This is a genomic window from Halorientalis regularis, assembly GCF_023698535.1.
Lineage (GTDB): Archaea > Halobacteriota > Halobacteria > Halobacteriales > Haloarculaceae > Halorientalis > Halorientalis regularis.
This window is the reverse complement of record NZ_JALJCL010000019.1, coordinates 31,445-50,489: the sequence shown is the minus strand read 5'-3', so window position 1 is coordinate 50,489 and position 19,045 is coordinate 31,445. Positions and strand designations below refer to the sequence as shown.

The window sequence follows — 19,045 nt, the reverse complement described above, 5'->3', positions numbered from 1 at the left end:
AAGCCGACGCATGATTCTCGATGAGGAGGCTCTGTTGGACACAGCTATCGCCTCCTCATTCCTCTCGAAAAGTAGCCTCGATAAGCCGCTGCTGTCACGCGGTTTCTCTCTTAGCTAAAGACGGATGGGCTCGCGATTAGTGGGCTTAAAACGTATGACATCGTGCAGGCCAAACAGACGGTGCGGAATCACACCAGCGGTTGGCTGCCGAGACTAGAAGCGATGGGAATCGCCGCCTGGTGTAACTCTATTTATACAAAGACAACAAAGGGTCCATATCAACTGCTTGGGAAGGGATACTTCCTCACGGTGGAAGATCTTTGGGAGATTGGCGATTGGCAGATCGACGCAACGACCGAAGATCTCACCCTGGGAATTGATGCCTACGAAGCAGGCTACTCGCTGGGTATCATCGACCGATACATTCAGGACATCTGCCCCGCCGATTTCAATGATTGGGTCAGTCAAAAGCGTCGCTGGGCGGCAGGCCCATATTCCTATCTTGGTAGTGATGATTTTGACTTCCGTGAACTAGTTCGGTTCTGGACGTATAGCGCCTCGAATCAGGTTATTTCAGTCGTGAACGTCATCGGAGTTCCAGCAGGAATTCTGTACTTCATGTTTGTGCTTGCGGGCTTCGACCTTTATAATTCACCGCCACTGGTGATCATCACTATCGTCAATCTCCTCAATTGGGTCTACTATTCTGTGAAAACGTATCAGGCAACAATACACGGCGTGCAATTTGAGTCCCGCCTCGAACGAGTGAAGTTCTACCTGAGCTCGAATCCAATCAGTCAGCTTATTTATTCGATGCTGTGGGCAATTCCGATTTCACTCGCGGTTTGGAATTATCTGTTCGGGGACGAAACGAGAGAGTTCCACGTTACCCCGAAACAAACCGACACCGAAGTCGAAATGGATAGCTCATACGTTGACGATTGACTTACAACAGGCCCGTCCAAACACGACAACGGGCATTTCCTGGTATGACTCCGACCGAGTGGGACGGCGTCACAACGGCCGTCGCACTGGGAGTGCGTGTAGACGACACAGCCATCCCTCGTATCCTCGAGGACGTGGACGTATGTGTGCCCGACACACGCTCGGTCGCTCATGGACCGGCCGAACGGGGCCGCAGTGATTTATTTCTTCGCTCGCTCGACCGCCGAGGCAGGTCCGTCGGGCCGGTCGAGTCGCCAGAACTTGTCTTCGATCATCGAACAGAGAAATGCCCTGGACATGAGTTCGGGTGTCTTGATGTGGACGTCGATGAACTCGTCGGACCCCAGCTCTTACCGGATCTCGAAGACGAATTCGCGCATCTGGAGGACGGGAGGAGCCTCAGAAACAATTAGTTCCGGCTCGATTCTCGCCTTATCCGGATCGACACGGTACGACCGACCAGCTTATTGTGGGTTCGCCGGGCAGGTATCGACCCCCAGCAGCGCATAGAGGCCACAGAAGCCGGTCATACCCGTCATGAGCAGTATCACTGCGCCCAAACCCAACACAGGCGAGAGCACTGTCGAGAGCGGGAGAACACCAGCAAGTGTCCCGACCGATAGCAGCCCCGCGATGGCGCCAACAACGATTCGCACCAGTTTGTCCGTCGACCCAACGTTTGTGTCCATAGTCATACGATAGTTCCAGAGCGCAAAAAAGGTACTGATTGTACATTTTAACCAATATAGGTGGCAACCTTCGGCGGCCACGGATCGCTGACCATCCTTATAATGGGTTGAAAAACTCTCTCAGAAGTTTTGTAGGAATCGTGTTACTGAACAGTATTGGGATAAAAGTGCATACAATGGGCACGAACATAGCGATACTCGACGCGTCTCTCGGGGACACACCGGCAGAGCGAAATCTCACTCGGGAGATCGACGCCCCGACCGCGGTTTACAAGGTCAGTGACGGCATTCGTCCACCGTTGCCGATGACGCGTGACTGCTCGTACGACGGTGTGGTAATAAGTGGGTCACAGACAGCAGTGTACGACGACTACGCATGGGTTCACGAACTGACATTGTGGCTCCGAGCACTGCACCGAGCGGACGTTCCAGTTCTGGGAATCTGCTGGGGCCACCAGTTCATCGCGCAGGCACTGGGTGGCCGTGTTGTCGATATGGGTGAGTACGAACTGGGATATCGGACCGTCGAGCGACGCGGTGGCGGTGAACTGCTTGCAGACCTTCCCGACTCGTTTACTCCGTTCCAGACACACTCGGACCGTGTGGCAGAACTGCCGTCCGGAGCCGTTGAACTGGCAAAAAACGACTACGGGATCCAGGCGTTCAGGCTGGCATCGAGCTACGGTGTACAGTTTCATCCCGAGTATGACCGGGAAACCGCCAAGTGGGTAATCGGCAACAAGGCCCTGTCTGCAGATCGGGAGGCGTCGGTTCGGGAAACGATCACCGACGAGCGCGTCGCCGCGGCCCAGGTGGTGACACAAGTGTTCGATAACTTCGTGGCTACCGTGGCGGATCACCAGCGTCAGCCCACACGCTGAGTTTACAGAGAATCACCACCGCGAAGTGCGAATTTCACGACACTGTAACGGTCGCTGATAGTCTGTCTTCTCGGCAATTTCTGCTCCGTCATGGGGCCGACTATCGTTTGCGCTCATGTGGCGTAGATTGTTGGTGACGATCTCGTACATCGGGTGAGTCACCTGAGATTCCTCATTCAACCAGTTTCGCCCCAGTTCTGGATCGACTGATCGCGTAGTTCAGCTCTTACATAATCACCAGGCAACTCTCCACTAACAATTCTCTACCCAAGAGCGAAGCCCAGAATGCGGATGTTGGGATTCCGCGTGAACCGACATGAAAGCTTAGATACCACTGGAACGATCTTGGTGAGTCAGAACCGGACGATTGCTACGTGGTTGGGGTCGGGACCCGTCGTCTCAACGCATATAGAGCCATCTCCCTTCGATTGCCCCCATTAGAGTGTCTGCGCAACGAACTGCGACACAATGCGGTCTTCGGCAGTCCGAAGCCGATACTGGACCGTCGAACGGGGTTCGTCGAGTATTGACGCCAGATCGGCGACGGAGACTTTTCGGGGCCGCTCGTAGTAGCCGTGATCGACTGCGGCATTCAACACTCGCCAGTGCTCCGGCGAAAAGTCCGTGGCGATCCGCTCGGTCGCGCTCCAGTTGCCGGCACTGGTAATGTGCGACACTGAGAGTGATACTCCATCACGAAGATGGGATTCCATCGTGTCGTACACATCACCGATCGGATAGTCCCCAGGAAAGAGAACGCGCCAGCGGTACTCGTCGCCGACGCGGCGGGACTCAAACACGGTCCCCTCTTGGACGTGTTCAAGAACGAAACGTGGGAGTGAGTGACATTTCTTGATCTCCCGACGGAGAGTGTAGATCGTTCGACTCGTCTCCTGACGATCAAGGACCTGATACGTGCGCGCCGTATCACAAGTGTCGACGTCGAAACACTCGTTACACCGACTCTCGTCGAGAAACACCCCGTCAAACGCGCTCAGCGCTTCGTCGGTTCCCTTGGCGTGATCGAGTCGCCACATATGATTGTCGTTCACGAAAATCGCGGACGACCACAGTGAGAGACTCTCGTACTGCCGGAAGACGTCCATCAGCTCGTCGGTCCCCGACTCGAACTGGAGGACGAACTCGAACTCACGTGTCTCGTCGACCCTCACACCTTCTCCACTCATTTTCATCTAAAGCTAATCACTTCTAAGACAAAAACACCGGCATTTGGACTCTAATAACTACCTGATACAGATAGTTGGTTATTGCTAAACAAAAGCTGATTGCTGCTCCCGGGGTACGTCGGAATGCGATGTCCGACGAGAAAGAACACGGCAGCGGTTCGGTGGCACCGGGCGACACGAGCAAACGAGTCGGGGCCGAAGTGATTCGCGAGCGTGGTGTCGACCCCGAGGAACTCCGCGAGAAGCTGATCGACGCCATCGGGGCGGAGTTCACGACGTACTACTACTACACGAACCTCCGGATGCACCTCGCCGGCGAGGAAGACTACAAGGAGATCACCGAGGACGCCCGCCTCGAAGACCGGGCCCACTTCGAGCTGGTCGTGCCCCGGATCTACGAGCTGGAGGGATCGCTCCCGAACGACATCCGTGACTTCGCAGATCGCGCGTCCTGTCCGGACGCCGAAGTACCGACGCCGATGGACGACAGCGGCGGGTTCGACACGTCCGATCTGGCGGTCGAGGACATTCTGGAGGTGCTGCTGGAGGCGGAGCGGTGTGCTATCCGGACCTGGAGCGAGATCTGTGACATGACTCGCGGTGCCGACCCGCGCACCTACGACATGGCTCAGCGGATCCTCAACGAGGAGATGGACCACGAGGCCTGGTTCATCGAGCTGCTGAGCAAGGAACGGGACGACGAGATCAACCCGGCCGGCCACTTCGCCCGCGGCGAACCGGGCGACGCGCCTTACTCGACGAACAACCGGTTCAACGACTCGGCCTGATCCCGGTCGTCGGCGCTCCCAACCCCCACCTTCCCCTATTCCCCTGTCATGACACAATCGTCGAACGAAACGTGGACCGTCACGATCGTCGTTCCCGAGGACTCGTCGCTGGACGAAGCCGGTGAGACCTACGACCTCGAAGTTGGCGCAGACGAGACGATCCTCGCGGCCGCGCGTTCGGCGGGTGTGTGGCTGCCAGCCGACTGCCAGCAGGGCTGGTGTACCACCTGTGCCGCCCGCCTCGTCGACGGCGACGTTGCCCACCCGAACGCGCGTCGGTACTACGACGAGGACGACGAGGCCGGCTACGTCCTGCCCTGCACTGCGAAGCCACGAACCGACACGACCGTCGTCGTTGACCAGTACGACGACTTTCTGGAGTTCAGAGCGGCCAACGACAGGCCACCCGGCAACTCGAAACTGGACTCGTAGACAGATCATGAGTACGAATGATACACAGTCGACTGAAACGGTCGACACAGATCACGCAGAGCCAGCCTACGAGGCAGTCCTCATTTTCGATGGGGAGTGTCCGTTCTGTTCGGCAGCAGCGACGGCACTCCGGCAACTCCCCGAAGTTGGCGTCATCGAGTGGAACAACGACGCTGCACAGCAACTCCTCGCGGCCCAGTTCGACAATCCGCCGTTCGCGCTGATACTTGTCGACGGAAGAGCGGGCCGGCTGTGGATCGGCCCGGCCGCTGCAGGCGAACTGTGTGACCGTGCGGGGGTCCCGACGCTCGTCCAGGATATCGTCGCGGACAACTTCGAGCGCGTCGGTAACGCGGTGCGGGGCGTCGCCGGTGCGAAGCGGGAGCCAGCCGATCTCGACGGGACGCGTTCGCTCCATGCCGCTGCTGCTGCCGAGTATCAGACGCTCGCAGCGAACGCTCGACGGACCCACAGGACTGGAGGATCCCACTAAATAGCCCTGGAGGATACAGGATATGCCAGTCTGTGAAACCTGTGACGAACACGTTTCCGAGCAGTTTGCGCGAGTGTTCGGTGACGAAACCGGACGTGTGTATGCCTGTCCCAGTTGTTCCGCGAATGCTGGGATCGGTGAAGTAACACGTGAGCGACGGCCCGAGCACTGAGAGCGGCATTTCCATCCAGTCACAGTACCGTTCTCACCGGGGCTTCGAGAGGATTCAGACGGCAATACCTGTAGTCAGGAGGTAGATTGGGTGTACAGATACCCAGCACAGACTGCGACAACGAGTTCTGCAACTTTCGAGCCGATAGCCATGGGATTAAGCGACTCACCCATGTAGAATGCATCAAGGCTAACGCCCTGGAAAGCAAATAGCGCGATAATCGTGATAATGGCGTAGCCGGCGGCTACGAGATACAGTTCTCGACGCCAGTACGATGTGACGTACAGTGCGATCCCACCGAGGAACCCGAGCCCGTTCAGAATAAACAGGATTCCCAACAGTTGACTGAACCCCATCACGCGTGGTCCTAACAGGAGATGGATTACGCCCGTCACCAACGCCGCGAGAATCGCAAGATATCCGACCGGGTCTGCTGGCAGGTTGAAATACGATCCATCGCGCTCTGTGGTCGATTGAGCGGTCACATAAATCAAGTATGCCAGAATAGTAATGAATGAAGACCACAATTCTCGTCATCCAATAATGACCTTGCCATTATATATGGCCGCCATTTCCCAGCAGAAAACCGGCGGTTCGGGATTGATTTTCCGTATGTCTGTGAGACGGAGAAGCCACATCAGTACCTTTCTTGAGCTTCGGTCTGTTTAAATGTGTGAAATACCCACTATATTACGGGAACAAAGGGCTATGAATGCTGATTCGACCTCTGACGGTTCGTCGCCGCCCCTCATGGGCGTCGTCGTCAGTGCTTTTGTTGTCGTAGTACTGCTCGCAGCTATCGCCTATACAATTATTTTGGGCGTCGTTGACTGGGTAGCGGTTAGTCTATTAAGATACCCCGTGAACACGGTTGCTCCCTTCGCAGTCATTAGCGGGGCGATATTGACGATCGCGATTATTGTTCCAACTGCGTTGATAACTGTTACCAAGACCGACTGATGGGCTCGAGAATAATACGCCTGGCTCAATTATAAAAAAAACGTGGACTGGCGATTTGCCAACTCCGCAAATCTGGTTCGACTATCCAGTGTTCTTCACACACTGCATCGGCAGTTCACTACTGCGCTGCCGGTTCAACCGCTGACGTAACTGTCCCGTCGAACCGGTCCTGTCTGACACTCTTTCGCGATCGGCGTTCGGAGCTATCAGCGATCCGTTCCCGGTTCAGGGTAATACCCGGAATCCTTATTAACTAATACAATATAGTTATTAAAACACAATAATGACAGAGAACACTCGACACTCGAGCGTGGGGAACCGAACAGTGAACGATCGGGAGTGGATCGTCGGCGCGGTCGGCGTGGTGGCGCTCGTCATCCTGTCGGCAGTGGCGATGGTTACGGGCGTCAACTGGAAACTGGTAGCCATCTCGTGGACGGCGTTCGCGGCGATGGCGGTGGGTGTACCGCTCGGGGCGCGGGCGGTGCGCAGCAGTCATCCCCTAGAACCGGTCTGGGGGTACGGCCTCGCCAGTGGTGCGATGGTGACAAGCGCCGCACTCTTTCTGGTGCCCCAGGCGCTCGGCCAGCACGGTCGCCTCGGTAGTCTAGGCATCGCGGCCGGCTTCCTCGGCGGGTACGTCGGCCACACAATCGGCCACAGGTTCACGCACCTGGACCTCCCCGTCGACCACACAGCGACGGAGCTGACGGTCCACGCGCTCTCGGCCGGTGCCATCATCGGCGCGATCTACACGGCGATGCCGTCGCTCACCTCGATTCTCGGAATCGCTCTGATTTCCCACAAGGCACCAGCGGGGTACGCGGCGGCTCGCCGTCTTGCCGACCGTGGCCGGTCCGTCTTTCCACTTCTGTTGCCGGCGGCGGCGGTCGGCCTCGTAGCATTGCCCGTCGGTATCGTGGGCTTCTCGCCAGAGAGCGAACTGCGCGGGCTCCTGTTTGGCGTCGCGGCCGGCGTGTTCCTCCACGTCGCCGTCGATCTACTGCCAGAGTGTACCACCGGCAGTGAGACGTGCCCGGTCGACGCCGCGGCCCACGACGGCGACCTCCACCAGTTCCAGGACCGACTCCGCCGACACGCCGCCCTGAGCGCCGTCCTCGGGGGCGCGGCGGTCGTCCTGGCCTGGTCGCTGGTAGTGTGACCCTGCCGAAGTAGCCCGCCAGTCCGACGGAACGTGCCGACACCGCCGGAATGCCCCGACCTCGAAATTATTTCCGGTATCTTCGAAGGTGCGGCTACAACGGTCAATAATCGCACGCTGGCGACCCCTTTTGAGTCGACGACGCGTACTGTTGCTTGTGAGTCAACGTATGAAATCGACAGACACGTTCGACCGGATCGACACGCCCCTGTTCGTGGCTGGGGCGCTACTCGTCCTCGTGAGCCTGACCGCAGCGGTCTGGATGCTCAGCCTCGGCGATGTCGTCACGGCACTCGGACTGGGGCTGCTTGTCGCTGCCGGCGTGTTGCTGACCGGCATCGGCCTCTCGCCCGAAGCTGCGACGCACTGATCGACACGTTTCTCAGCGTCTGTCCCGTTGGATACCTATGTTCGAGCGAGACGATACGCCGGCGACAGTCCGCTCCCAGTGGGAACTCGGGAGCGACGATACCGCTCGCTGCCGCGATCTGGAGGTGACTGTCCGTGCCTGAGACCGCGTCTGCCGACGTGGCGACGTGGATGCTGGTCCTTTCGGGCGTCGTCATCGCTTTCCTGATCGGCGTCGGCCTGCTCCAGCTACTGCGTACCGGCGATCTGGGCTCGTTCCTCCGCGATCTGGGGATCGGTCTGGTCTTGTTACTTTTCAGCCTCGGGTTCTACCGGAAGTGGCACGACGCGTAGGGCGACCCTACGCGTAGGACTCCTCGTCCTCGACCGGACCGCTGAACGCCGAGTACAGCACGACGAAGTAGGACACGACGAGCGGCATGAGCAACCCCGCGCCGATTGTCGAGAGGTTCAGCGGGAGCGTCGACACGATTGCCGCCTCGACGTTGAGACCGGTCGCGGGGTCGATCTGTGGGTACAGCAGCGTCGCGACGAGCGCCACGAGGCCGTACACCTGGGCCGCGACCGCCGCGAACGCGAGGTAGTGTCGGTCGGCCCGGCCGGCGAGGACGTGGATGCCGGCCAGGAGGACCGTCAGTCCCACCAGACCCAGGGTCGGCAGCGAGCGGAACGTGATGTGAGACGCCGAGCGACTGCCGACGACCAGCGCGGCGACCGCCAGGACCAAGTAGGCGAGCTGTGCCAGGTGGCCAAGCGGCTGGGTCTCGAGTCGAACGTCGCCGCGCGTTTTCAGTCCGAGGTAGGCGGCACCGTCGACGACGGTGAGTGCGACGACGGCGAGGCCGACGAGGACGCTGGAGGGCGACGCCCGCGACGCCGCGCGCGTCCAGTACGAGACGCTCCACAAGGTCATCATGACCGAGCCCAACGACGTGAAGATCTTGCCCGGGCACTTCTCAGTCACCGACGACGGGGAGTACATCGACGTGACGCCCGGGCAGCCGATGTTCTCGACTGTCGGCTACATCTGGGAGAACAACGGAATCCTCCGGATGGCCGAAGACGAGTTCGTCGAGCATATGTTCGACAACCTCCCGTCGAAGCCGCCGAACTACGAACAGGTCATTGCGACCAACGCCGGCGAGTACCAGCCCGAAGACGAGGAGACCGAACTCGAACTCGGCCCGAACCGGTGTGCCGCCACATCCGAGAGCGCCGTCGCTGACGACTGAAAATATTCTCACTCACCCATCATGTTTGGACTCGACTCCCTGTCCGGAAACCCGCAGGCAGCCGCCTTCATCGGCATCGTGTTGATCGAGGCGCTCGTCCTCTACGTTGGATACGGTGCGCTCGAACAGGCGTTCGGTGAGTATGTCGTTGGCCTGCTGCGAGATGAATGACGATGGAACTGTTCGGTATAAGTGTCGCCCTCCTCGAAACGTTCACCGGGTTCGGCCTGCTGATCGGGATCTTGTTCGGGTTCTTTGGGATGGGTGGGTCGTTCCTGGTGACGCCGGCGCTCCTGGTGATGGGATACGAGCCCAACGTCGCGGTCGGGTCCGGCCTGGCGTTCGTCTTCGGGACGTCGGTGATCGCGACGCTGAAACACCTGACCTCGGGCAGGCCGACTACAAACTCGGCGTGTTGATGATCGCCGGCACCACTGCGGGGATCGAGGTCGGCAAGATTGGGCTGGAGTACCTCCAGCACATCGGGCTGGCCGGCTCGGTCGTTAGCGTCGCCTACGTCCTCCTGCTCGGTGGTATCGGTGCGTTCGTCACCCGTGAAGCGCTGAAAGGTGGCGACGACGACAGCGGCGGCCTCGAACACGACGTCGACGAGGACGCCGATCTCGAGGACGCGGACATCTCTGACGTCGCACAGAAGATCCAGTCCTACCCCATCCCGCCCATGATGTCGCTGCGAGGCGGATTCACCGTCTCGCTGTGGATGATTCTGGCCGTCGCATTCGCCACGGGCCTGTTATCGGGCTTCCTGGGCGTCGGTGGCGGTTCATCCGAATGCCCGCGCTGTTTTACCTGATCGGTGTCCCGGTGCCGGTCGCGGTCCGGACCGACCTGTTCGAGATCGTCTTCTCGGGCGGGATCGGCTCCTTCCTCTACGCCCAGTCGGGCGCGGTCGACCTGAGCATCGTCGTGCCGCTGCTGGCCGGGAGCGCACTCGGCGCGCGCCTCGGCGCAGCCGCGACGAGCCTCGTCGAGGAGGAAGACATCAAGGTCTACTTCGGCGTCATGCTCCTGCTGGGTGCCGTCGCAGTGGCGATTCGCGAGATTGACAACGCGATCGAGATGCTGGTCCTCGACACGGTGAGCCTCGCGATCATCCTCGGCGCAGCGCTCCTGGTCAGCGGAGCCGTCTCCTACAGCGCCGTCCGCGAACTTCGCGACGAAGCGCGTCCCACGACGAACGCAGCTGCAGACTAACCGGGGGGCACCTCTCTCCGCTGTAAAGCAGGTTGCTGAAAGCGTGTAGCGGGGGTGCTACCACCGCCGCTGTTCGTACCTCGAGCTGATGCGACTAGTCCTCGAGTCCAAAGTCAGCAAGTGAATGCGTGTGGTGCCACACTGCAACAATCTCATCCACATCAAACGTGAGGACACCGTCTGTCAACTGGATTCGGACAGTTCCGTCTTCAATTTCCGTGTCGTGGAGATGCATCTCTAACGGTTCATCGAATTCCGACACCGCGAGCATCAACTCTCCCTTCTCTTCGAGTTTCGACTGCAGATCCGCCTGTTTCAGTACCATTGCATCTGTCATAGGAAGTTACAACTTAAATTGTTGGCCTGACTTCCAGAATTATGATTTTTCAATCAAAACTTTAGTAAGAGAAGAATTCACGATGGAGCCCAATCCACCCAATCCTATTCTTTTGTTAACGATTGGCGAACTATAGTTAGGTGGGTGACAACAAAAAGCGACGCCGGTGAAATATTACTGACTGCGGCCCAAGTCGTAGAACTCTGGGTTAGGTCGCATATCCGCGAGGTGGGCCATCCGGTTAGAGAGGTTGTAGAAGGACACAACGTTGCCGATGTCCCAGATCGCTTCTTGGCTGAATCCGTGATCACGGAGTCGCTGGAGGTCCGCATCCTCGATCCGCTCGGGTTCTTCGGTGAGTTTGACGGCGAAATCGAGCATGGCGCGGTGGGCATCGTTGATGTTGGCTGTCCGGTGGTTCGCAGTCAGTTGTTCTGCCAAGTAGGGGTCGTCAGCATAGATCCGGCAAAGCGCACCGTGGGCGACGATGCAGTACAGGCAGTCGTTGACGCCCGAGACTGTGACGATCAACATCTCGATCTCCTCGCGTTCCAGAGCCGTTTCCTCCAGCAGAGCGTCGTGGTAGTCGAAAAAGGCCTGTGCCTGTCGCGGGCGGTAGGCCATCGCGAGGAAGACGTTCGGCGTGAATCCCGCGCGCTCGGATTCCTCCTCGATGCGTTCCTGCATATCCTCGGGCAGGTCGTTGATATTGGGCACTTCGAACCGCGTCATCGCCTCGATGTCGTCTTCCATATACCAATGTTGCCTCTACAGAACTTGTATGTTTTATAATTTTACAAACATTAAATGCCACAGCATAGTGATTTTTGCCGTGCTATTGGTAGCTAAGCTGCTACAAGCGGGGATATCGTAGTAGTGCGAGTAGAGAGAAGTACAGCTTTGACTACTGAACTGACTATGTCACAGATTGACATCCTCTGCGGCCTTCAGGCTGTGGAGGATATCAAAACTGGCATCTTTTGTGAACCGCTTGGGGTCAAGCCCTGAGGCACTTGGCCTGCGCGCCCTGTATATTAATAATTCTCGTCCCCCTCGTCGCGTGCGGTTCCCATTTTCGCCGTCAGTAGCGCGTCGACATTGTAGAAGAGGATGCCGACCGAGACCAGCGTCGTGAACAGGTAGACGATGAAGCCGGGCGGACCGCCGAGCGTCGTCCCGACGGCGGCTCCGGCGGTCCCGGCCAGCGTCAGTTCGAGCCAGGTGACGAGCACACGGGACCCGAGTTTCGCGTCGGCCATCAGTAGGACTCCCCCGCTTCGATTTCGCCGCTAAACGTAGAGTACAGCACCGCAAAGTAGACGAATATCAGCGGGAGCAACACGGCCGCGCCGACGGACATGAGGTTCAGCGGGAGCGTCGAGACGATTGCCTCCGAGACCGTCGCCCCGGCCGCGCGGTCGACGTAGGGGTAGGTCAGCCGCGCGACGACCGCGACCAGCGCGAACACCATGCCCGCGGCCGCCACGAATGCCGCGTAGTAGCGGTCACGGACGGTCGCGAGCGCGTACCCGCCCGCGAGGACGAGCGTCAGGCCAACGAGCGCGAGCGCGACCGGCGAGAGCAGGGCGCCTCGGACCGTTGGGACGGTCGCGTAGATCGTCGCCAGCGCGGCCACGACCAGCACGAGGTACCCGGCCAGTGCGTAGAGGCTATCCCGGCGCAGGTCGGCCCGCAGGTCGCCGCGGGTCTTGAGCCGGAGGAACGCCGCCCCGTCGACGACCGTGAGCGCGACGACCGCGAACCCGACGACGATTCCGGATATAGTCAGCGTGCCCGTCGCACCCAGTGCCCAGTTGGCGACGAACACCCCGAGCAGGAACGGGGCCGCAAGGCTCCCGACGACGAACGAGCGACCCCACCACCGCTGCCAGGTCTCGTCGTGGCGTTGCTCGTACATCTCCGGGGCCAGTCCGCGCAGGATCAGCGCGCCGAGGATGCCGAACATCAGGAGATAGTGCCGGCTGAACAGGGCGGCGTAGATCGAGGGAAACGCGGCGAACAGCGCCCCGCCGAAGACGACTAGCCACACCTCGTTGCCGTCCCAGAACGGGCCGATAGCCGCGAGCAGTTGCTCGCGCTCCGCGTCGTCCTCGCGGGTGGCAAACAGCGCGCCGACGCCGAAGTCGAACCCGTCGAGGAAGAGGAAGGTCCCGAGGATGAAGAATATCAGCCCGAACCACAGCTCCGCGAGCGGCAGGCCGAAGAGGGGATCGGCGGCCAGCGACAGCGGCTCAATCATCGCCGGCCACCCCCTCGGCCGACGGATCCTCGCGCTCGACGACGCGCAACTCCTCGCCGCTGGGCGGCCCGCTCCGGATTATCCGGACGACGACGTAGGTGTACAGCGCGAGCAGCCCGAGATATACGACGGCGAATCCGAGGAGAGTCGTCGTCGCTTCGGCTCCGGTGAGCCCCTGCGAGACGCCGTCGGTGGTCTTGAGGACGCCCTGGATCACCCACGGCTGGCGGCCGACCTCGGTGACGATCCACCCGAGTTCGACGGCGACGATCCCGAGCAGTGTCGAGAGCATCAGCGACTTGTGCAGCAGGTCGTCCTCCAGCAGTTCGCCCCGCCACCAGCGGTAGACGCCCCAGAACCCCAGCAGGATGAACCAGAAGCCAAGCGCCACCATCAACCGGAACGACCAGAACACGATGGCGACGGGCGGGGCCTCCCCATATTCGTTCAAGCCGACGATAGTGGCCTGTGGATCACCCCCGCTGGCCAGCCACGACGCGCCGCCGGGGATACCGATGCCGAATATCTCCTTGGCCTTCGGGTCGGTCAGGTCCTCAAGGCTGGTCGGGAAGGCGACGATGTACTCGGGGACGTAGGAGTCGGTCTCCCAGACGGCCTCCATCGCGGCGAACTTCTGGGGCTGGGTTTCGTAGACGTGCCGGGCGTACATATCGCCGTGGATCGCCTGCAGGGGCGCAGTGATCACCAGCGCCACCAGCGCGATCTTCAGCGTCGCCTCCCAGAAGTCGACGTTCTCGATGGGATACTCCCAGACGTGGTGTCGGAAGACAAAGTACGCTCCCAGTCCAGCCATGAACAGCGCGACCGACAGCACGGCCGCGTTCTGCATATGGACGAACATATACGGGAACCGCGGGTTGAGGTAGGCCGCCATCGGATCGGTCAGCGTGACGATCTCCCGGCCGCCCTTCTCGATCATCTCGAAGCCCCGCGGGGTCTGCATCCAAGAGTTGGCGATCAGGATCCACACCGCCGACAGCCAAGTCCCGAGCCCGACGGCGACCGCCGAGACGAAGTAGAGTTTGTCCCCGACTCGATCCCGGCCAAACACAAACACCCCCAGAAAGGTCGCCTCCAGCATGAACGCCATCATCCCCTCCAGGGCGAGGGGCCCGCCGAACAGTTCGCCGGCCACCGTCGAGAACGCTGCGAAGTTCGTCCCGAATTCGAATTCGAGGACGATCCCTGTAACCGTCCCGACGACGAAGCTGATGGCGAATATCTTCGTCCAGAACCGACGGAGTTGCTCGTAGATTGGCTTCTCACTGCGGATCTCTTTCCAGGTGAAATAGACGAGGAAGGGCGCGAGCCCCATGCTCATCACCGGGAAGATGATGTGAACGATCGTCGTGAGCGCGAACTGGAGTCGACTGGCGATGACTGGATCGAACATGGATGTGGGGGGCGACGGGACTGCCCTCGCTAGTTTGGAGCCTGATCTACGTTTTGCGTGTGCTTATTCAATTCCGCTGTTCGCGACTCCATAAAATACCCGAACATATTTTATCGCTTCAGAACTAATATTTAGATCTGTCGAAAAATTGACGAACTGCACAAAAAATTGCGACCGGCATCGAAGAGATATCTCAGGGGATTCAAAAAGTATCAGAGCCGACAGATGATCAGGCTGCCTCTACTGAAGAAATAGCTAGCATCGTCGGCGAACTCGTCGAACAGTTGACTGTCGCCGCTGACGACCTCGGCGTGACGGTGCGGGTCGTTCCAGCCGAAGAGTGGATCCACGGCGAGACAAAGGGCACCTGCGAGCAGCTAAGCCTCGTCGACGCTCAGACGCTCGTCGAGGTACGTGATCGGAAGAACGTAATTCACCTGCAGGCGCAGTGCTGACCCAAGACAGTGAAGCCTCGGGGCTTGACTCCGAGGTACTTCACCTCACGGCCTAGGAGTCAGACGATTCCGCGGTCGTTCGCGAGCGTCTCGGATGGATCAGCACTACGGCTAAAGAGATTATTCTGGTGGATCCGAATACGCGACTGCCAAGGTATGGCTGCAAGAAATGATAGAAGAGTAACTTCATCCGATTGTCAGTGGTTCGATTGGATATCCTCATATGCGATAAAGGACATCTGTAGAACTGTGTTTGGCGGACGACAATATTTTTATGCCGAACATCTTAGCTACGAGTATGCCCGGCACGAGTTCCCAGCCTCTCCGATTCGGAAATTGCGATATTCTGTCGGGGCGTACCGTGTTCTCCACAGGCCATTCGTCTTTCTCCCCAACTGCGAATCGAGGAGCATCATAATGCGCGAATTGACCTTCGGCATAGAATACGAGATGAATGCGGATCCGGTGATGGACGTGTTTATCGAGTATCCGGACGTCATCGCCCACTCCCTCGACGGGTGTGTCACCGAAGATCACTTCTGGCGCGTCGAGCGCATCACCGGCCCGACAACGGCGCTCAATCGTATCGAGGAACTCCGTCTCGACGATTCGATCTGTGGCGAGTCGATAACGGAGACAGACTGTTCAGCAACGCGGCACCACGATGTCCTCAAGCGTACGAACAACGAACGCGTGTTGTACACGTATCTCGAAGGAATCAGTGGCTGTGAATCGGTACACACGCTTGCAGGGCGGTATCTGCCGCCGGGCTTGATATTCGAAACACACCGCCAAGAAGATCGGCACGACTGGCGCATTTTGATGCGCTCGGACGAAAAAGTCGGGATGCTGTACGACTCGCTCGGAGCGGCACTGCGTTCACAGCTCACCTTTCGGATGGGCCACTTACGGGATGCGGAGGGCTGGCAACAGGACACGCTTGCTGCGGTGTCGCTTCCTGCATCACAACGAGCAGCGCTGAAGGCGGCGATTAAAAACGGATATTACGAGACCCCCCGACAGATCAAGCTTGACGACCTCGCCGAGCAACTGGATATGCCCCGGTCAACGCTCTCCTACCGCCTCAGACAAGCCGAAGCGAAACTGGCTCGTGGGTACATCGGGGAGACAGTCGAAGAGTGACAACAAAGCATCGTGTGTATTCGGTGAGTTGGAATCACGGTAGTTGGCGGACTACAACACGAAGTTAAAACGCGTTCAGAAAAAATCTGTAATCAAGATGGCGGCGTACGCAAACGACATTCTCGTCTCTTCCGAGTGGGTTTCGAACCGGCTTGACGATATTCGAGACGATGACCCGGCTCTACAGCTGTTCGAGGTCAGCGTCGATACTGAGGTGTATGCCGACGGGCACATTCCTGGTGCAGTTAACCTCGACTGGAACGCCGAGTTACAAGACCCCGAGACCTTTGACGTTCCAACGAAAGCCGAGTTTGAATCATTACTCGAGTCATACGGCGTGACTCCAGAGACGACCGTTCTATTGTACGGTGACATGATGAACTGGTTCGCTGCGTACGCCTATTGGTTGTTGAAATATTATGGGCACGATGATGTCAGACTCGTCGATGGTGGGCGGGATTACTGGACCAACAAATCGCGCCAGGTGAGTACAGAGCAGCCATGCGTATCTGAACGGACCTATACGGTAACCGGTGTGAACGACGAGATTCGTGTCGATAGGGAAGTCGTCCAAGACGCGATCGATAGCGGCGTGTCGATCGTGGATGTCCGTTCCCCGGAGGAGTACCGTGGTGAAGTCCTCGCACCACCGGGATGGAACGAGGGGGTACAGCGTGGCGGTCACATTCCTGGAGCTATTAACATCCCATGGAGTCGGGCCGTTTCAGCAGATGGACGGTTCAAATCACCTAGTGAACTCCAGGACGTATACGAGCCGGTAACTGACTCAGACGAGGAAGCAATAGTGTACTGTCGGATCGGTGAACGCTCGGCTCTTGCATGGGTTGCGCTACACGAATTGCTCGGTCTTGACCAGGTGCAGCACTACTACGGCTCGTGGGTCGAGTGGGGGAACACCGTCGGCGCACCGATCCAGCGGGGCCGGTACGCCGAGCAGAAACTCGAGAAAAAAGACGAGAACTAGGGGGTACTGCGTATTCTCGATTGGAACGAGAACGAGTTGAAATCCCGTTGTCGTGCGCCAATTCAAAATATAGGTGAATTCGGGCCGGGAGTCCGAGTATGGCTACGACCCAGGTCCTGTTAACGGTCGTGATGGGCGTGTTTCTCGTCCTCGTCGCTGCTTGGCTCGCACGGATGGAGAAGTGGAGTTCCTACTCGCCGCTCGGGAGCGGTGGAGCAAGCAGTGAAACGGGAACGGCACACCAAGAGAAGCCGTTCGGGATTGTCCGCTGGTTGACTACAGTCGACCACAAGGACATCGGAATTCTCTATGGCGTCTACTCCGTCGCCATTTTCGGCTGGGCGGGGTTCACAGTGCTAATTATGCGCTTCGAGCTGCTTACGCCCGCACAGGATCTTATCTCTGCGTCGTTTTACAATGCACTGATGACGAGCCATGGGCTCTCGATGCTAATTCTGTTCGGGACTCCAATTTTGGCAGCCTTCTCAAACTACTTCATCCCGCTGTTGATCGGAGCTGACGACATGGCGTTCCCTCGCATCAACGCAATTGCATTTTGGCTCCTCCCGCCATCCGCATTACTCGTGTATGCGGGCTTCTTCATCCCTGCAATTCCAGCTTCTCAAACTTCGTGGACGATGTATGCTCCGCTCTCGATTCAAATGCCGAGTCCAGCTGTCGACCTCATGCTCTTGGGGCTACACCTCTCGGGAATCAGCGTCACGATGGGAGCAATCAATTTCATCGCGACGATCTTCACCGAACGGGGCGAGAACGTTTCGTGGGCAAACCTCGATATTTTCTCGTGGACCGTACTCGTACAATCCGGCTTGATACTGTTCGCCTTCCCACTCCTCGGGAGTGCACTGATTATGTTACTCCTCGATCGTAACTTTGGCACGATGTTCTTCACCGTCGACGGCGGTGGGCCCATCCTCTGGCAACATCTCTTCTGGTTCTGGGGCCACCCAGAGGTCTATATTCTCATTCTCCCAGCGATGGGGTTCGTGAGTCTGATTATGCCACGGTTCTCAGGCCGACAACTGTTCGGGTTCAAATATGTGGTTTACTCGACGCTCGCAATCGGCGTCCTCTCGTTTGGTGTCTGGGCACACCATATGTTTGCGAGCGGAATCGATCCCAGGCTCCGGGCATCGTTCATGGCTGTCTCCCTCGCAATTGCAATACCAACAGCCGTGAAAACGTTCAACTGGATTACAACGATGTGGAACGGACGGATTCGCCTCACGACGCCGATGCTGTTCTGCATCGGGTTCGTGTCGAATCTGATTATTGGAGGAGTGACGGGCGTCTTCCTCGCATCGATCCCGGTCGACCTCATTCTCCACGACACCTATTACGTCGTCGGGCACTTCCATTACTTCCTCATGGGCGGAACTGTCTTCGCGGTCTTCGCCGCGATATACTACTGGTTCCCGCTCGTCTCAGGGCGAATGTACCAGCAGACCCTCGCAAAGTGGCACTTCTGGTTGAGTATGCTGGGCGTGAATATCACGTTCTTCGCAATGCTTCTGATGGGGTATCTGGGAATGCCCCGCCGATACGCAAGTTACAACCTCACAGTGGGCCCGGTCGACGTACTCACGGCTCTCCATCAAGCAGCCACGCTGGGGGCAGTTATCATCACGGTTGCCCAACTCATTTGGTTCTATAATATGGTCACCTCGTGGCTCGAAGGCCCGCGAGTACCGGATGCTGATCCATGGAATCTCAAAGAAGATGGACTCCGAACAGCAGAATGGGCGTGGTTCGAACAAAAACGCGAGACCGCGTTGGCTGACGGGGGCGAAGAATCGGACGAATACTGTAAATAATAATTCAAACGACCAATCCATGGCAGTGACACTGTCTAGTTGAGGGAGTTTGAGAAGTGAGCAGGTCGTAGTGAGTGGTATCTTGTACTCG

At 58.5% G+C, this 19,045-nt stretch carries 24 protein-coding genes and 3 pseudogenes; 18 read left to right on the top strand and 9 right to left on the bottom strand.

What is annotated here, in order from left to right; translation table 11 throughout:
* Window positions 1-162 precede the first annotated feature (162 nt).
* On the top strand, window positions 163-945 hold the full coding sequence (locus MU521_RS19505) for a glycosyltransferase family 2 protein (RefSeq protein WP_175452940.1): 783 nt from the start codon (window positions 163-165) through the stop codon (window positions 943-945).
* 44 nt (window positions 946-989) lie between these two features.
* Entirely contained in the window at window positions 990-1,358 is a 369-nt protein-coding gene (locus tag MU521_RS19500; RefSeq protein ID WP_139171189.1) for a hypothetical protein, read from the top strand.
* A gap of 51 nt (window positions 1,359-1,409) precedes the next feature.
* Here MU521_RS19500 and MU521_RS19495 read toward each other — a convergent pair whose 3' ends face one another.
* Window positions 1,410-1,634 (bottom strand): YgaP family membrane protein, encoded by a 225-nt coding sequence (locus tag MU521_RS19495; protein ID WP_092695099.1) that lies wholly within the window; start codon window positions 1,632-1,634, stop codon window positions 1,410-1,412.
* A 176-nt stretch (window positions 1,635-1,810) separates the two neighbouring features.
* On the opposite strand from MU521_RS19495, the gene MU521_RS19490 reads away from it, so the two are divergent.
* Window positions 1,811-2,515: a type 1 glutamine amidotransferase gene (locus tag MU521_RS19490; protein ID WP_092695097.1), complete on the top strand. Its 705-nt coding sequence runs from the start codon at window positions 1,811-1,813 to the stop codon at window positions 2,513-2,515.
* 437 nt (window positions 2,516-2,952) lie between these two features.
* Here MU521_RS19490 and MU521_RS19485 read toward each other — a convergent pair whose 3' ends face one another.
* A complete protein-coding gene (locus MU521_RS19485) occupies window positions 2,953-3,702 on the bottom strand; it encodes a helix-turn-helix domain-containing protein (RefSeq protein WP_092695109.1) in 750 nt (249 codons plus the stop codon).
* Between the two features lie 128 nt (window positions 3,703-3,830).
* Here MU521_RS19485 and dps point away from each other — a divergent pair, with 128 nt between their 5' ends.
* The 4 genes from dps to MU521_RS21895 are packed head-to-tail and all read left to right on the top strand — an operon-like array spanning window position 3,831 to window position 5,587.
* Window positions 3,831-4,490, top strand: coding sequence for a DNA protection during starvation protein (gene dps / locus MU521_RS19480; RefSeq protein WP_092665038.1), 660 nt, complete (start codon window positions 3,831-3,833; stop codon window positions 4,488-4,490).
* A gap of 48 nt (window positions 4,491-4,538) precedes the next feature.
* Entirely contained in the window at window positions 4,539-4,922 is a 384-nt protein-coding gene (locus MU521_RS19475; protein ID WP_092695095.1) for a 2Fe-2S iron-sulfur cluster-binding protein, read from the top strand.
* A 7-nt stretch (window positions 4,923-4,929) separates the two neighbouring features.
* Entirely contained in the window at window positions 4,930-5,415 is a 486-nt protein-coding gene (locus tag MU521_RS19470; protein ID WP_092695093.1) for a thiol-disulfide oxidoreductase DCC family protein, read from the top strand.
* A gap of 22 nt (window positions 5,416-5,437) precedes the next feature.
* On the top strand, window positions 5,438-5,587 hold the full coding sequence (locus tag MU521_RS21895; RefSeq protein ID WP_432613038.1) for a DUF7563 family protein: 150 nt from the start codon (window positions 5,438-5,440) through the stop codon (window positions 5,585-5,587).
* A gap of 74 nt (window positions 5,588-5,661) precedes the next feature.
* On the opposite strand, the gene MU521_RS19465 is transcribed toward MU521_RS21895, so the two are convergent.
* Entirely contained in the window at window positions 5,662-6,072 is a 411-nt protein-coding gene (locus MU521_RS19465; RefSeq protein ID WP_092695091.1) for a DUF7475 family protein, read from the bottom strand.
* Window positions 6,073-6,337: 265 nt separating this feature from the next.
* Here MU521_RS19465 and MU521_RS19460 point away from each other — a divergent pair, with 265 nt between their 5' ends.
* The 4 genes from MU521_RS19460 (at window position 6,338) to MU521_RS19445 (ending at window position 8,411) form a co-directional block, all read left to right on the top strand.
* Window positions 6,338-6,547 carry a hypothetical protein gene (locus MU521_RS19460; protein WP_217630195.1) on the top strand — a complete coding sequence of 70 codons (210 nt, stop codon included), beginning with the start codon at window positions 6,338-6,340 and terminating at the stop codon, window positions 6,545-6,547.
* Window positions 6,548-6,935: 388 nt separating this feature from the next.
* Complete coding sequence (locus MU521_RS19455) at window positions 6,936-7,709, top strand: ZIP family metal transporter (RefSeq protein WP_092695107.1); 774 nt, start codon at window positions 6,936-6,938, stop codon at window positions 7,707-7,709.
* A 169-nt stretch (window positions 7,710-7,878) separates the two neighbouring features.
* The gene (locus MU521_RS19450) at window positions 7,879-8,079 is read left to right on the top strand and encodes a hypothetical protein (protein ID WP_092695087.1); all 201 of its coding nucleotides are present in this window, start codon (window positions 7,879-7,881) and stop codon (window positions 8,077-8,079) included.
* A 134-nt stretch (window positions 8,080-8,213) separates the two neighbouring features.
* Window positions 8,214-8,411, top strand: coding sequence for a DUF8073 family membrane protein (locus MU521_RS19445; protein WP_092695085.1), 198 nt, complete (start codon window positions 8,214-8,216; stop codon window positions 8,409-8,411).
* 7 nt (window positions 8,412-8,418) lie between these two features.
* On the opposite strand, the gene MU521_RS19440 is transcribed toward MU521_RS19445, so the two are convergent.
* Window positions 8,419-8,991 carry a cytochrome d ubiquinol oxidase subunit II gene (locus tag MU521_RS19440; RefSeq protein WP_217630193.1) on the bottom strand — a complete coding sequence of 191 codons (573 nt, stop codon included), beginning with the start codon at window positions 8,989-8,991 and terminating at the stop codon, window positions 8,419-8,421.
* On the opposite strand from MU521_RS19440, the pseudogene MU521_RS19435 reads away from it, so the two are divergent.
* The 3 genes and pseudogenes from MU521_RS19435 to MU521_RS19425 form a co-directional block, all read left to right on the top strand.
* A pseudogene (locus tag MU521_RS19435) lies at window positions 8,942-9,310 on the top strand (MBL fold metallo-hydrolase); the annotation flags it as partial. The gene MU521_RS19440 and the pseudogene MU521_RS19435 overlap by 50 nt on opposite strands.
* A gap of 21 nt (window positions 9,311-9,331) precedes the next feature.
* Window positions 9,332-9,481, top strand: coding sequence for a DUF7512 family protein (locus MU521_RS19430; protein WP_175452939.1), 150 nt, complete (start codon window positions 9,332-9,334; stop codon window positions 9,479-9,481).
* Between the two features lie 2 nt (window positions 9,482-9,483).
* Window positions 9,484-10,525, top strand: a pseudogene (locus MU521_RS19425) (sulfite exporter TauE/SafE family protein).
* 94 nt (window positions 10,526-10,619) lie between these two features.
* Here MU521_RS19425 and MU521_RS19420 read toward each other — a convergent pair.
* The 5 genes from MU521_RS19420 to MU521_RS19400 all read right to left on the bottom strand — a co-directional run bounded on the left by MU521_RS19420 (window position 10,620) and on the right by MU521_RS19400 (window position 14,536).
* Window positions 10,620-10,850: a hypothetical protein gene (locus MU521_RS19420; RefSeq protein ID WP_175452933.1), complete on the bottom strand. Its 231-nt coding sequence runs from the start codon at window positions 10,848-10,850 to the stop codon at window positions 10,620-10,622.
* A gap of 186 nt (window positions 10,851-11,036) precedes the next feature.
* Window positions 11,037-11,615 carry a peroxidase-related enzyme gene (locus MU521_RS19415; protein WP_092695078.1) on the bottom strand — a complete coding sequence of 193 codons (579 nt, stop codon included), beginning with the start codon at window positions 11,613-11,615 and terminating at the stop codon, window positions 11,037-11,039.
* A gap of 281 nt (window positions 11,616-11,896) precedes the next feature.
* Window positions 11,897-12,121 carry a hypothetical protein gene (locus MU521_RS19410; protein WP_092695076.1) on the bottom strand — a complete coding sequence of 75 codons (225 nt, stop codon included), beginning with the start codon at window positions 12,119-12,121 and terminating at the stop codon, window positions 11,897-11,899.
* Window positions 12,121-13,122, bottom strand: a complete 1,002-nt coding sequence (gene cydB, locus MU521_RS19405) for a cytochrome d ubiquinol oxidase subunit II (protein ID WP_092695074.1) — start codon at window positions 13,120-13,122, stop codon at window positions 12,121-12,123. Before cydB ends, MU521_RS19410 begins: the two co-directional genes overlap by 1 nt.
* Window positions 13,115-14,536 (bottom strand): cytochrome ubiquinol oxidase subunit I, encoded by a 1,422-nt coding sequence (locus tag MU521_RS19400; RefSeq protein WP_092695072.1) that lies wholly within the window; start codon window positions 14,534-14,536, stop codon window positions 13,115-13,117. The genes cydB and MU521_RS19400 overlap by 8 nt, the downstream gene beginning before the upstream one ends.
* A gap of 266 nt (window positions 14,537-14,802) precedes the next feature.
* Between MU521_RS19400 and MU521_RS21890 the strand changes: the two are divergent.
* The 4 genes and pseudogenes from MU521_RS21890 to MU521_RS19380 form a co-directional block, all read left to right on the top strand.
* Window positions 14,803-14,991, top strand: a pseudogene (locus MU521_RS21890) (hypothetical protein); the annotation flags it as partial.
* A gap of 417 nt (window positions 14,992-15,408) precedes the next feature.
* Complete coding sequence (locus MU521_RS19390; RefSeq protein WP_092695070.1) at window positions 15,409-16,134, top strand: helix-turn-helix domain-containing protein; 726 nt, start codon at window positions 15,409-15,411, stop codon at window positions 16,132-16,134.
* A gap of 97 nt (window positions 16,135-16,231) precedes the next feature.
* On the top strand, window positions 16,232-17,119 hold the full coding sequence (locus tag MU521_RS19385) for a sulfurtransferase (RefSeq protein WP_092695068.1): 888 nt from the start codon (window positions 16,232-16,234) through the stop codon (window positions 17,117-17,119).
* A 98-nt stretch (window positions 17,120-17,217) separates the two neighbouring features.
* Window positions 17,218-18,954, top strand: coding sequence for a cbb3-type cytochrome c oxidase subunit I (locus MU521_RS19380; protein WP_092695066.1), 1,737 nt, complete (start codon window positions 17,218-17,220; stop codon window positions 18,952-18,954).
* The last annotated feature ends 91 nt before the right edge of the window (window positions 18,955-19,045 follow it).